We start from the raw sequence: 12,517 nt of genomic DNA, 5'->3' as shown, positions 1-12,517 counted from the left end.
TGCGAGGCCCAAGGGGGCAGGGGGCATGGTCCGGGGGCGGATCGGCGCATAGGATCAGGCGTGAAGTGGCATGTCCCTGGCGCGAATTGGGCAACGAACGGACCCCCTCCCGGGTTCGGTACGGGAACCAAACGGATCTCTGCGACGTATTCATGTCGAGGGGGCCTGCCGGAGGGCGGGCCAGCCGTCCACGACCGAGGGGGAGGTCTCGTGGCACACCCGCCGACGGGCGGCCCAGGGGGGACCGCCGTGGCTGTGACGCCGACCGCGCCCGGGGCGCCCGCACCCGGCGCGCCCGCGTCCGGACCGCCGGCACCCGGAGCGGCCGCCTCCGGCCCGTCCGGGCCGCTGCCGCCGCACCACCCGCCGCCCGCCCGCCGCACCGCCTGGTCCGAGGGCGTGGAGAAGCTGCGCGCCGCCGCGACGACCGAGCCCGGCCGGCTGCGGATCATCGGGGCCGCGCTGGCCGCGCTGGTGATCGCGTTCGGGGCGGTGACGGCCTGGCAGGTCGCCGACCGCGAGTCCGCCGCCGACGACGTGGTGGTGCGCAGCCAGCCGCTGTCCGCCGACGCGGCGAGCATCTACCGCGCGCTGGCCGCCGCCGACACGGCCGCCGCCAGCGGTTTCCTCGCGGGCGCGCAGGAACCGCCGTCGGTGATCAAGCAGTACAACGACGACATCGCGGAGGCCTCCGGCCTGCTGGTGAAGGCCGCGGCCAACACCTCCAGCGCGAGCACCTCGGGCCGGCAGATCGCCCGGCTCAACCAGCTGCTCCCCACGTACACGGGCCTCGTCGAGCGCGCCCGCGCCAACAACCGCCAGGGCCTGCCGCTGGGCGGCGCCTACCTGCGGTACGCGAACGAGCGGATGACGACGCAGTTGCTGCCCGCCGCGAAGAAGCTGTACGACGAGGAGACGGACCGCCTCTACCGGGACTACGACGACGCGACGGCCTGGCCGTTCGTGGCGCTGGGGCTCGGCGTGCTGGCGCTGGGCGGCCTCGGCTGGGCGCAGTTGCGCAACTACCGCCGTACCAACCGGGTGTTCAACCACGGCCTGCTCGGGGCGTCCGTCGCCTCGCTCGCCGTACTGCTGTGGCTCGCGGTCGGGCACGCGCTGGCCTCGTCCGGGCTGGACGACTCCAGGACGTACGGGCAGGAGTCGCTGAAGGTGCTCAGCGACGCCCGGATCAGTTCGCTCCAGGCCCGGGCGAACGAGAACCTCACCCTGGTCTCGCGCGGCGCGGTCTCCACCGCGGCCGGCGGCGACAAGTACGAGGCGGACTACACGAGCGGCATGGCCGACCTGGAGAAGCAGCTCACCCGGGCCGGGCAGCTCGCCGACGACGACGGGGGCAAGGGCCCGGTGCAGAAGGCCGCGGAGAGCGTGAAGGTCTGGAAGACCCAGCACAAGGACGCCCGGGCGACCGACGACCAGGGCGACTACGACGCGGCGCTGGAGAAGGTGATCGGCGCGAGCGACTCGACCGGCCAGTCCTTCGGCAAGGTCGACCAGGCGCTGGCGGCGGCCCTGGAGTGGGAGCGGCGCGAGTTCACCGAGGCGGCCGAGGACGGCCGGGGCGCCCTGTCCGGGCTGGCGGCCGGGGCGGCCGTGCTGGCCGTGCTGGCCGCCGCCGCGGCGCTGCTGGGCATCGGGCGCAGGCTTTCGGAGTACAGGTGATGAGGGGGATGAGGGGACGCGACGCGCACGGCGCGCACGAGGACGCGGCGGCCACAGGGAGTGCGATGAGCAGGCACGGAGCCGGGTCCGGCGCCGACGACACCGGTACGCACGGCGACGGTTCGCCGCCCGCGGGGGCCCGCGCGCTGCCCGCGGGCGACGGTGCGCCCCGCCCGGGGGCCGCTTCCGCGCACGCGGGCGAGAGCACACCGCACCCCGCCGCCCGCACCCTGCGCGGTGGCTGGCGGCTCGGGCTCGTCGCGCTGGGGGCGGCGGTGGCCCTCACCGCGGGGGCCGCGGTGCTGCCGCTGCCCGCGCAGGCCGGTCCGGACACGGTGACGGCCGCGCACGGCACCGCGGCCGCGGCCGCCGCGAAGGCCCCCGACTGCCAGAATCCCGAGCGGAGCCTGCGCGCGGACTCGGCGGACGGCCCGACGATCGAGAAGATCAAGGCGCGCGGCAAGCTGATCGCGGGCGTCGACCAGAACAGCTTCCGGTGGGGCTACCGCAATCCGGCCACCGGCCGGCTCGAAGGCTTCGACATCGACATCGTCAAGGCCATCGCGAAGGAGGTGCTGGGCGATGAGAACGACGTCATCTACCGGGCGATACCCACCAACCAGCGCATTCCGCTGCTGGAGGCCGGGAAGATCGACATCGTGGTGCGCACGATGACGGTCAACTGCGACCGGATCCGGAAGGTCGCGTTCTCCCACGCCTACTTCCAGGCCGGCCAGCAGGTGCTGGCCCCCAAGGAGTCCGGGATCACCGGGCACGACGCCTCCCTGAAGGGCAAGAAGGTCTGCACGGCCAGGGGCTCCACCGCCCTGGACGCCATGAAGAAGGAGTCGTACGGGGCGCTCTTCAACACCCCCGAACTGCTCGTCCCCAACCAGTTGGACTGCCTGGTGCGGCTCCAGCTCGGCCAGGTCGACGCGATCGTCACGGACAACGCGCTGGCGGCGAGCCAGGCGGCGCAGGACCCGGCGATCGAGCTCAAGGGCACCGGGCCGTTCACCGAGGAGTTCTACGCCGTCGCGACGAACAAGGAGGCCTCCGACCTGGTGCGCCGGATCAACAAGGTGCTGGCCGCCTACGGCAAGGGGCCGTGGCAGGAGTCGTACCGCGCGTGGCTGTCGGAGGACCTCAAGGGGCTCACCGGGCCGCCGGAACCGAAGTTCCTCGACTGAGCCCCGGGCGGGAGAGCGCCGTACCGGCACCACACGCAGCACCAGGCACACCGGAAGCAGGAGAGGTGATCGATGGGCGTCGCGGGATCGTCCCCCGGCCCGGCGGGCAGCGCCCGGGGTCCGGTGTTCGACCGGGACCTGGCCGACCGCGCGCTGGCGCGGCTCGGCGCCGAGCACGAGGCGATCGAGACGTCACTGCTCGCCCTCCAGGACCATGCGGGCCGGCGCCTGCTGGAGGGCGCGGAGCTGACCGGGGTCACCAAGGACCGGTGGGCGTCCGCCGAGCAGTCGATCGCACTGCTGTGGACGTACTTCGACGCGTACGCGGCGGCGCTCGCCCACGCCCGTGACGTACGGGCGCGGCGGCGCTGGCCGAGCCGCGAGGACCTGGTGGAGCTGACCGACGTCCTCACCGGCACGGGCGTCACCGTCTCCGGCGGCGCGCACGCGCACGGCGCCCCGCCCTCGGTCAACGGCCCGGCGAAGCTGTCCGAGCAGTTCTCGCTCGCCGATCTGGTCGCCCGGATGAACGAGCTGTACGCCGCGTCCCTGGACATGGTGGTGGCGGCCGACGCGGTGTGGTCGGCGCTGCCGGCCCGGATAGACCTGCTGGCGGCCGAGCTGCACCGCACGCGTTCGCTGGCGCACTCGGTGGGGGTGCGTCCCGGGGAGCACCCGGCGGGCGACGACCTGGAGTCGATCACCCGGGAGCTGGCGGCGCTGCGCGCCCAGGTGGTGTCGGACCCGCTGGCCTTCTGGCGCCCCGCGCCCGGCAGTTCGGCGCCCGGCGGCGGCCGCCCCGACACCGACCGCTACGACCGTGCGGCGCGCGCCCTGGAGGACGTGCGCCGGGAGGTCGACGCGGTGCTGACCGTACGGCAGGACGCCGAGCAGCGTCTCGTACGGCTGCGGGACGTGCTCTCGCGGGCGGACCGCACCCTCGCCGAGGCGCGGTCCGCGCGCGGCGAGGTGCTCGCGAAGATCGCCGCCTCCGAGGTGCCCGCGGTGAGCGGCCCGCCGACCGCCCTGCAGGAGCTCCTGGCGACGGCCGCCGAGTACCGCAGGCGCGCCCAGTGGCACCGGCTGTCGCCGCTGCTGGAATCGCTGGAGCGGGACGCCGAGAACGAACTGCTGCGCGCCCGCGAGTCGTTGACGGCCGTGACCGCCCCGCTGGCGGTCCGCGCCGAGCTGCGCGGCAGGCTGGACGCGTACCGGGCGAAGGTGGCCCGGCACGGCATGGCCGAGGACCCGCAGCTCGTCGAGCGCTACGACGCGGCCCGCCGGATGCTGTGGAGCGCGCCCTGCGACCTGCGGGTCGCCGAGCAGGCGGTGCTGCGCTACCAGGAGACGGCGCGGGACGTCCTCGCGCCCGGCCCGGCCGGGCCCGCCGCGCGTTCCGCGACCGGCCCCGCCCCGGCTGCCACGTACGAGCCCAACGACCGCACCGACGGGGGAAACCGATGAGTACGACCTGCCAGCGCCCCGGCTGCGGGGGCGCCTACGAGGACATGGGCGGCGGCGAGCTGTACTGCGACACCTGCGGGCTGGCCCCCGTGGTGTCGCCGAACGGGATGATCGCCCCGACCGCCACCGGCGTCACCGGCGGCGGCAGGGCGTCGTCCCGGGGCTCGGGCAGCGGCTCGGCGCAGTCCGGGTCGCGCGCCTCCTCGCAGGCGTCCCGCTCGTCGCGCTCGTCGACCTCCCGCCGCTCGGTGTCCGGCAGGCTCTCGCGCGCGCTCACCGGCTCGACGGCGTCCCGCTCGGTGTCCGTGCGCTCCTCGGGGAAGTCGACCGCCGCCTCCGGCCGCAGCCGGCTCGGCGCGGGCCTGGTCAGCGTGCCCGAGGTGCCGCGCCCCGACCCCCGCACGGCGATCATGGACAATCCGGAGGTGCCGGAGCGCAAGCGGTTCTGCTCGCGCTCGGAGTGCGGTGCGCCGGTGGGCCGTTCGCGCGGCGCCAGGACGGGCCGCACCGAGGGCTTCTGCACCAAGTGCGGCAACCCGTACTCCTTCGTGCCGAAGTTGAACGCCGGTGATGTGGTGCACGGCCAGTACGAGGTCGTGGGCTGCCTGGCGCACGGCGGCCTGGGCTGGGTCTACCTCGCCGTCGACAAGGCGGTCTCGGACCGCTGGGTGGTCCTCAAGGGCCTCCTGGACACCGGCGACCAGGACGCGATGGCCGCCGCGATCTCCGAGCGCCGCTTCCTCGCCGAGATCGAGCACTCCAACATCGTGCGCATCTACAACTTCGTGGAGCACCTGGACACCCGCACCGGCTCCCTCGACGGCTACATCGTCATGGAGTACGTGGGCGGCAAGTCGCTCAAGGAGATCGCCAACGAGCGCCGCGACGCCGGCGGCAAGCGCGACCCGCTGCCGGTCGAGCAGGCCTGCGCGTACGGCATCGAGGCGCTGGAGGCCCTGGGCCACCTGCACAGCCGCAACCTGCTCTACTGCGACTTCAAGGTCGACAACGCGATCCAGCAGCAGGACCAGCTCAAGCTGATCGACATGGGCGCGGTGCGCCGCATGGACGACGACGAGTCCGCGATCTACGGCACGGTCGGCTACCAGGCCCCCGAGGTCGCCGAGCTCGGCCCCTCGGTCGCCTCGGACCTGTACACGGTGGCGCGCACGCTCGCCGTCCTCACCTTCGACTTCCAGGGCTACACGAACGTCTTCGTGGACTGCCTCCCGGACCCGGACAACATTCCGGTCTTCCACCAGTACGAGTCCTTCTACCGCCTGCTCGTACGGGCCACCGACCCCGACCCGGCCCGCCGGTTCGCCTCCGCTTCGGAGATGGCCGACCAGTTGACCGGGGTGCTGCGGGAGGTCGTGGCGCTCCAGACGGGCAGGCCGCGGCCGTCGCTGTCCACGCTGTTCGGCCCGGAGCTGCGGGTCACGGACACCGGACTGTTCGCGGAACTGACGGGTTCCGTCTCGCAGTTGGGCGTACGGTCGCTGCCCGCGCCGCGCCGGACCGGGCGGGGCGCGGCACGGCGGCAGGGGGCCCCCGCGCCGGTCCCGGCGCAGCAGGGCGCGCCGCCCGCCCCCTCCGCCCCGCAGAGCGCCCCGGCCGGCCGGCCGGGCGCGCCGCTCCCGGCGCAGGCCGCCGCGTACGCCCCGACGCAGGGCGCGCTCCCCCTGCCGCCGCAGGCCCCCGGCGCGCCGCCCGCGCCGCAGGCCCCGCCCGGCGCCGCCCCGGCCGCGGCCGGCGCGGCCGGTTCCGTCGCGCCGGAGAACGCGCCCTCATACCTGGTGTCCCTGCACTCCGCCACCACCGCGCTGGCCCTGCCGGTGCCCCGGGTGGACCCGAACGACCCCAACGCCGGGTTCCTGGCGGGTCTGATGGCCTCCGCCCCGGCCGAGCTGCTCACGGCGCTCCAGCAGGCGCCGGGCGACTCGGTGGAGCGGCGGCTGCGCGAGCTGCGGGCCCGCCTGGAGATGGGCGACGTACCCACCGCCGCGCAGACCCTGGCCGACCTGGAGGCCGCCTACCCGGACGACTGGCGGGTGGTCTGGTACCGGGGCGTCGCCGCCCTCGCGGCCGGCGACAACGAGACGGCCGCCCTGTCCTTCGACGCGGTCTACGACGCGTTCCCCGGCGAGGCCGCGCCGAAGCTGGCGCTCGCGGTGTGCGCGGAGGTGCTGGGCCAACTGGACAACGCCGCCGAGTACTACCGCCTGGTGTGGACGACGGACCCCTCCTTCGTGAGCGCCGCCTTCGGCCTGGCCCGGGTGCAGCTCGCGGCGGGCGACCGGACCGGGGCCGTGCGGACGCTGGAGTCGGTGCCCGAGGCGTCGATCCACTACACGGCGGCCCGGGTGGCGGCCGTCCGGGCGAGGCTGCGGCGGCGCGCCGCGCACGAGCCGTTGATCGACGACCTGCTGGCGTCGGCGGCGCAGGTGGAGGCCCTCCAGGGGTTCGGCCTGGACGCCGTGCGGCGGGAACAGCTGGCCACCGAGGTGCTGGGTACGGCGCTGGACTGGGTACTCTCCGGTGGGCACGGGGCCCGCCCCGTGCAGACCGCGCTGCTCGGCAGCCCGCTGGACGAACGGGGCCTGCGTTTCGGGCTGGAACGCTCGTACCGGGTGCTCGCACGGCTCGCGCAGCGCGGCGACGAGAGGATCGACCTGGTGGAGCGGGCCAACCGCCTCCGCCCCCGGACTTGGGTGTGATGATGTCGCAGACGCACCAGTTGTCGGCCTGCCCCCGCTGCGAGGAGCCGCTGGAAGCGGGCGACTCGTTCTGCGAGGAGTGCGGGTACGACCTGACGGCCGTGCCGGAACCCCCGGCCGACCGGCCGACGGTGGCCGTCGGGAGCCACGACCCGGGACCGTACGGGCCCGGGTCCCCGGCGCCGGGGCGCGGGGCCGACGGCGGCGGCACGGACCGCCCCGCGGGCACGGAGCCGGCCGCCGGGGCGTACGCGGGCGCCGGGCAGCCCGCGCATCCGCCGACCCGGGACGCCTCCGCACCGGACTTCGGCCCGGGGCACCCGCGGGGCGCCGCAGACCCGCAGGGCCCCGGACACCCGCAGGCCGCCGCAGACCCGCAGGGCCCCGGACACGGGCAGAGCTCCGGGCACCCGCAGGGCTCCGGCGTGCCGGACGACGACGGCGGCGAGGAGACCGCGGACATGCCCGTCGTGGAGCAGCCGGACCGGCCGGCCGGCGACGACTACCCCCTGCCCGCGCCCGCCGCCGCCCAGAAGGTGTGCGTGGCCTGCCGGGCCGGGCGCATCGACACCGACGGCTACTGCGAGAACTGCGGCCACGCCCAGCCCCGCGAGCGCGACCACCAGGAGTACGAGCTGGGCACGGTCGCCGCGGTCAGCGACCGGGGGCTGCGCCACCACCGCAACGAGGACGCGTTCGCCGTCTCGGAGGCGGCGCTCGCGGACGGCTCGACCGCCACGATCGCCGTGGTCTGCGACGGGGTGTCCTCCGCGACCCGCCCCGACGAGGCGTCCGCCGCCGCCGCGGCCGCAGCCGACGCCTCGCTCCGGGCGGCGCTGCCCCGCGGCACGCACCCCCAGCAGGCCCTGCACGAGGCGATCCTGGCGGCCGCCGAGGCCGTCAACACGCTCGCCGCGCAGCAGGCGCAGCCCATGGAGCACGACCCGCACCGCCACCAGAACGCGCCCGCCTGCACCCTGGTCTCCGCGATCGTCGCCGGCGGCCTGCTGGTCGTCGGCTGGATCGGCGACAGCCGGGTGTACTGGGTGCCCGACGACCGCTCCGCCCCGCCGTCCCGGCTCACCGAGGACGACTCGTGGGCGGCGCAGATGGTGGCGGCGGGTCTGATGGGCGAGGCCGAGGCGTACGCCGACGACCGGGCGCACGCGATCACCGGCTGGCTGGGCGCGGACGCGTACGAGATCGATCCGCACACCGCCTCGTTCAAGCCGGACCGGCCGGGAGTGGTCGTCGTCTGCACGGACGGGCTGTGGAACTACGCGGAGTCCGCGCACGAGATGGCGCGGGCGGTCCCCCCCGACGCCGGGACCCGGCCGCTGCACAGCGCGCAGGTGCTGGTCGGGCACGCGCTCGACGGCGGGGGCCACGACAACGTAACAGTGGCGGTCGTGCCGTTCCCGATGCCGTCGCAGGGGGCAGGCTCCGCCTACGCGTAGGCGGGCGTCCCCCACGGACGCCCGTCGCCGGGCCGGCCGCCCCTCGCCCCCCACCCACAGGATTCCGCAGGTTCGCACTCTCCGCAGGACTCACCAGGAGCCGATTCGATGGCCAATTTCGCCAAGTCCAACGTGCCGCAGTTCTCCGTCGACGTGTACCAGAACGAGTTCCTGCCGGAGGGCGGCCGGGAGGTCAACGCGATCGTCACGGTGACCTCGACCGGCGGCGGCACCAGCGGCGGCGCACCCCTGACGGGTGCGTCCGGCGTGCCCTCCGCGATACCCGGAGCCGGCCCCGCGGCGGCCGTGGTGATCATGGTGGACTGTTCCGGTTCGATGGACTACCCGCCGACGAAGATGCGCGGCGCCCGGGACGCCACGGCCGCGGCGATCGACGCGCTGCGCGACGGGACCGCCTTCGCGGTGGTCGGCGGCACCCATCTGGCCAAGGAGGTCTACCCGGGGCAGGGCAGGCTGGCGGTGGCCGACGCGACCACCCGCGCCCAGGCCCAGGGGGCGCTGCGCTCGCTCACCGCGGGCGGCGGCACCGCGATCGGCACCTGGCTGCGGCTGGCCGACCGGCTCCTCGCCACCTCGCAGGCCCCGATCCGGCACGGCATCCTGCTGACCGACGGCCGCAACGAGCACGAGTCGCCCCAGGACCTGGCCGCCGCGCTGGAGGCCGTCGCGGGCCGTTTCACCTGCGACGCCCGCGGGGTGGGGACGGACTGGGAGGTGAAGGAGGTCACCGGCATCGCCTCCGCGCTCCTCGGCACGGCGGACATCGTCGCGGACCCGGCGGGGCTCGCCGCAGACTTCACGCGGATGATGGAGAACGCGATGGGCAAGGAGGTCGCGGACGTGAACCTGCGGCTGTGGACCCCGGTCGGCGTGGAGATCAAGTTCGTCAAGCAGGTCGCCCCGACGGTCGAGGAGCTGACCTCCCGCAGGAGCGAGGCGGGTCCCCGCGCCGGAGACTACCCGACGGGTTCCTGGGGTGACGAGTCGCGCGACTACCACGTGTGCGTGACGGTGCCGCAGGCCGGTGTGGGCCAGGAGATGCTGGCCGCGCGGGTCTCGCTGATCCTCCCGGACGCGGCGGGCGGCGCCCCGACGACCCTGTCGCAGGGGCTGGTGCGCGCGGTGTGGACGGACGACATGGCGGCCTCCACCTCGATCAATCCGCAGGTCGCCCACTACACGGGCCAGGCGGAACTCGCGCAGGCGATCCAACAGGGGCTGGATGCCCGGAAATCGGGCGATTTCGACGGTGCCACGGCCAAACTGGGACGGGCGGTGCAGCTCGCGGCGGCCTCGGGGAACGCGGATACTGCGAAACTGCTTGCGAAGGTGGTGGACGTCGTCGACGAGGCGACGGGTACTGTGCGGCTGAAGGCGAAGGTCGCGGAAGCGGACGAGATGACTCTCGAAACCCGGTCCACGAAGACCGTCCGAGTAAAGAAGTAAATCCAGTACAACCGTTTTCGATCACGAGTTGTCTCAAGGGATCCACGGATTTCACGAGACTGTGTACGGCCTGCGGGCCGGACGAGGAGAGGGGGAAGCGCCGACATGCCGACCTGCCCGAACGGACACCAGTCGGGTTCCGACGACTGGTGCGAGGTCTGCGGCCATCGCATGGCCGGCGCCGCGCCGCCGCCCCCGCCGCCCGGTTACGGATATCCACAGCCCGACCCGGGGTACGGCCCGGACGCCACCGCGCAGGCCGAGCTCTGCCCGCAGTGCCGCACGCCGCGCGAGCCGATGGCGCCGTACTGCGAGGAGTGCCGGTGGAACTTCCTCACCCAGCAGGCGACGTACGCGCAGCCGCCGCAGCAGCACATGCAGCAGCAGGGGTACGGACAGCAGGGGCGCGACCCGTACGAGTACCAGGGGTCCCGGCCCTCGCAGCTGAACCGTCCCGCCGAGCCGTACCAGCAGGGCGGCTACCAGCAGGAGTACCAGCAGCAGGGGCCTCCCGGGCAGCAGGGCCACGGCCAGCAGCACGGCGGGGGCGGTGACGAGGACTGGATGCTGCCGCCGCCGTCGCAGCAGCAACAGCAGGGCGGCTACGGGTATCCGCAGCAGGGCCAGCAGGGCGGCGGGCAGTGGTCGGCCACCGTGAGCCCGGACCGCGACTACTTCATGGCGATGATGCAGCGCAGCGGCCCGGAGGCGGGCGGCCTCAACCTGCCCGCGTACTCGCCCGAGCAGCAGATCCAGCTCAGCGGCCGCAACCAGATCACCATCGGGCGGCGCCGGCACTCCACCGGCGAGTCCCCGGACGTGGACCTCGCGGTGCCGCCGGAGGACCCGGGCGTCTCGCACCAGCACGCGGTGCTGGTGGAGCAGCCGGACGGGTCGTGGGCGGTCGTCGACCAGAACTCGACGAACGGCACGACGATCAACGGCGGCGAGGACCCGATCCAGCCGTACGTGCCCGTCCCCCTGAACGACGGGGACCGGGTGCACGTCGGCGCCTGGACGACGATCCGCATCCACCGGGGCTGAGGCCCCGGGGCCCGGGGCTCAGCCCCCGGGCCCCAGGAGCGGCCACGCGTACGGGCCCGCCGCGTCGTCCAGCCAGGCCCACTGGCCGCTCGGCGTCACCGTGACCCCGAAGCGCTCGCGCCGCGGGCGGCCCTCCAGGTGCCAGAGGGCGAGCGCCTCGTGCGGGTCGAGGCTGTTCGTGCTCAGCGAGAGCAGGAAGCGGAAGAGGTCGTCGTCGAGCGCCGTGCGCGGCAGGCCTCCCGTGTAGCGCGGGGCCGGCGCCGTGAGTCCGCCGCGCAGCGGGACGAAGTACGCGGGGGTGGGCAGGAAGCGCCCCTCCGCGTGTCCCGCGTCGCGCACCCGCAGCGCGATCAGGCCCGTCGACAGCGGCGCCAGGATCCGCGCGCCCGGCACGCACTGGCTGAGCCAGTCCGGGGGCACCGACGGCACCGCGCAGGTGGCCGTGATCCGGTCGTAGGGGGCGCGCCGCGGGCAGCCCCGGGCGCCGTCGCCGGTCTCGACCGTCGGCGCCCAGCCGGCCCGGCGCAGGTGCGAGCGGGCCGCGTCCGCGGTCTCCGGGTCGAGGTCGACGGAGGTGACCTGCTCCTCGCCGAGGCGGTGCGCGAGCAGGGCGGCGTTGTAGCCGGTGCCGGCGCCGATCTCCAGGACGCGGTGGCCGTCGCGCACCTCCAGTTCGTCCAGCATCCGCGCCATCAGCGAGGGCTGGCTGCTGGAGGAGAGCAGGACGCCGTCGCGCACCCGGGTGGCGAGCGGGACGTCGGCGTAGACGCCGCGCAGCCAGCGGGCCCGGCGGCGCGGGTCGGGGTCCTCGGACCACAGGCGTTCGTACCCGCCGGGCCCCGGGCGGAACCAGTACGGCACGAACAGGTGCCGGGGCACGTCGGTGAAGGCGGCCCGCCAGGCCGGGTCCTTCAGTGCTCCGGCCGCGGCGATCTCGGTGACGAGGGCGGCCCGCTCGTCGGCGTACGGGTGGGGGCCGCCGGACTCCGCTGTTGCGCCCATGTGCCCACTGTGGCGCGGGCACCGCCCCCTTGGCGAGAGGGCCCTAGGACCCGAGTCCTCGGCCGGGGCGTCTGAGACGATGGAGAGGTGAACGAGATTCCGCGGGGAACGCTTCAGGAGCAGACCTTCTACGAGCAGGTCGGCGGGGAGGAGACCTTCCGTCGCCTGGTGCACCGCTTCTACCGGGGCGTCGCCGAGGACCCGTTGCTGCGGCCGATGTACCCGGAGGAGGACCTCGGTCCGGCCGAGGAGCGCTTCCGGCTGTTCCTGATGCAGTACTGGGGCGGCCCCCGCACGTACAGCGACGAGCGCGGGCATCCGAGGCTGCGGATGCGGCACGCGCCGTTCCGGGTGGACCGGGCGGCGCACGACGCGTGGCTGCGGCACATGCGGGACGCGGTCGACGAGCTGGGGCTGGCCGCGGAGCACGAGCGGCAGTTGTGGAACTACATGACGTACGCCGCCGCCTCCATGGTCAACACGGAGGGCTGAACCA

The 12,517-nt window shown here is 74.7% G+C and carries 9 protein-coding genes; 8 read left to right on the top strand and 1 reads right to left on the bottom strand.

The window, feature by feature from the left end; all coding sequences use genetic code 11:
* Positions 1 to 255 precede the first annotated feature (255 nt).
* The 7 genes from ACIP93_RS22885 to ACIP93_RS22855 all read left to right on the top strand — a co-directional run bounded on the left by ACIP93_RS22885 (position 256) and on the right by ACIP93_RS22855 (position 11,019).
* Complete coding sequence (locus ACIP93_RS22885; RefSeq protein ID WP_401761410.1) at positions 256 to 1,680, top strand: hypothetical protein; 1,425 nt, start codon at positions 256 to 258, stop codon at positions 1,678 to 1,680.
* 65 nt (positions 1,681 to 1,745) lie between these two features.
* Complete coding sequence (locus ACIP93_RS22880) at positions 1,746 to 2,870, top strand: glutamate ABC transporter substrate-binding protein (protein WP_345222893.1); 1,125 nt, start codon at positions 1,746 to 1,748, stop codon at positions 2,868 to 2,870.
* Positions 2,871 to 2,942: 72 nt separating this feature from the next.
* Positions 2,943 to 4,334: a hypothetical protein gene (locus tag ACIP93_RS22875; RefSeq protein WP_401761300.1), complete on the top strand. Its 1,392-nt coding sequence runs from the start codon at positions 2,943 to 2,945 to the stop codon at positions 4,332 to 4,334.
* A complete protein-coding gene (locus ACIP93_RS22870; protein ID WP_401761298.1) occupies positions 4,331 to 7,051 on the top strand; it encodes a tetratricopeptide repeat protein in 2,721 nt (906 codons plus the stop codon). Before ACIP93_RS22875 ends, ACIP93_RS22870 begins: the two co-directional genes overlap by 4 nt.
* Before the next feature lie 2 nt (positions 7,052 to 7,053).
* Complete coding sequence (locus ACIP93_RS22865; RefSeq protein WP_401761296.1) at positions 7,054 to 8,508, top strand: protein phosphatase 2C domain-containing protein; 1,455 nt, start codon at positions 7,054 to 7,056, stop codon at positions 8,506 to 8,508.
* Between the two features lie 108 nt (positions 8,509 to 8,616).
* The gene (locus ACIP93_RS22860; protein WP_401761294.1) at positions 8,617 to 9,975 is read left to right on the top strand and encodes a VWA domain-containing protein; all 1,359 of its coding nucleotides are present in this window, start codon (positions 8,617 to 8,619) and stop codon (positions 9,973 to 9,975) included.
* A 105-nt stretch (positions 9,976 to 10,080) separates the two neighbouring features.
* Positions 10,081 to 11,019 carry an FHA domain-containing protein gene (locus ACIP93_RS22855; RefSeq protein WP_345222885.1) on the top strand — a complete coding sequence of 313 codons (939 nt, stop codon included), beginning with the start codon at positions 10,081 to 10,083 and terminating at the stop codon, positions 11,017 to 11,019.
* A gap of 18 nt (positions 11,020 to 11,037) precedes the next feature.
* Here ACIP93_RS22855 and ACIP93_RS22850 read toward each other — a convergent pair whose 3' ends face one another.
* Positions 11,038 to 12,021 (bottom strand): methyltransferase domain-containing protein, encoded by a 984-nt coding sequence (locus ACIP93_RS22850; protein ID WP_401761292.1) that lies wholly within the window; start codon positions 12,019 to 12,021, stop codon positions 11,038 to 11,040.
* Positions 12,022 to 12,108: 87 nt separating this feature from the next.
* Here ACIP93_RS22850 and ACIP93_RS22845 point away from each other — a divergent pair, with 87 nt between their 5' ends.
* On the top strand, positions 12,109 to 12,513 hold the full coding sequence (locus ACIP93_RS22845) for a globin (RefSeq protein ID WP_345222882.1): 405 nt from the start codon (positions 12,109 to 12,111) through the stop codon (positions 12,511 to 12,513).
* Positions 12,514 to 12,517: the final 4 nt, after the last annotated feature.

This window comes from Streptomyces sp. NPDC088745 (assembly GCF_044751045.1).
Lineage (GTDB): Bacteria > Actinomycetota > Actinomycetes > Streptomycetales > Streptomycetaceae > Streptomyces > Streptomyces cremeus.
The sequence above is the reverse complement of the archived record's forward strand: the minus strand, read 5'-3'. Positions and strand labels throughout refer to the sequence as shown.